This window comes from Streptomyces spinoverrucosus, from assembly GCF_006539505.1.
Classification (GTDB): domain Bacteria; phylum Actinomycetota; class Actinomycetes; order Streptomycetales; family Streptomycetaceae; genus Streptomyces; species Streptomyces spinoverrucosus.
Map to the genome: position 1 here is coordinate 1 of NZ_BJND01000202.1, position 855 is coordinate 855.

The 855-nt window shown below is 74.7% G+C and carries 1 pseudogene; it reads left to right on the top strand.

The features are described from left to right. Window positions 1–640, top strand: a pseudogene (locus SSP24_RS42530) (MDMPI N domain containing protein); the annotation flags it as partial. Window positions 641–855 lie beyond the last annotated feature (215 nt).

Here is an 855-nt window from a genome sequence, read left to right on the forward strand (position 1 = left end):
CCCGCCGACCCCCACGGGCCGCACGGAGGCGTACTGGCGGGCCTCCCACTTCCCACCGACCCGCACCGTCCGGGCGCCCTGGCGCGAACAGAGCCACGGCGTCGTACGCACGGTGTCCTTCACCGGCGGCAGCGCGGGCAGGCTGGGCGTGCCGTACGGCGACTGCGAGCTGCCCCTGCACGACGCGATGATCGACCGGGCGTTCGAGTGCTGGGTGCACGCGGAGGACATCGCGGACGCGGTGGACTACCCCTACGACCCCCCGTCGCCCCGCCACCTCAACCGCATGATCGACCTGGCGGCCCGCGTACTCCCCACCACCCTCGCGGAACGCCGCCGCGCGGGCCTGGCGTCCCCCGCCCACACCCCCCACCACCTGGTCCCCGCCGGCAAGCCCGGCCGCACCCTCCGCCTGGAAATCGAGGGCTCGGGCGGCGGCGAGTGGCTGATCCCCCTGGACTCCCCCGCAGCGGTTGGCTCCGCCGACCACGAGGTGGCCCACGTGGCCCTGGACGGCGTCGAATTCTGCCGCCTGGCCGCGGGCCACGTCTCCCCCGACGAAGCAGCAACAGGCCAACTGGGCGACCGCGAGGCCATCAGAGACGTCCTGTTCGCAGCGGCGTCCTTGAGCCGCATGTAGCAACGCCGCTCACATGGGCACCCGGCGTCGATGCCGAGGCCGGGACGCTGCGCAGCCCGGCGCGACGGGGTGCCGCTGCGCCCACCCGTGCCGCCCCAGCGGCACGACTGCCCGCAGCTAGGCACGCCTGCGGCTTGACGGCGCACGGGTTGCCCGCAGCAAGGCACGCTGCGCCCGAGCGGTAGACGCCCCGCAGCCAGGCAGGCAGGTTGAAG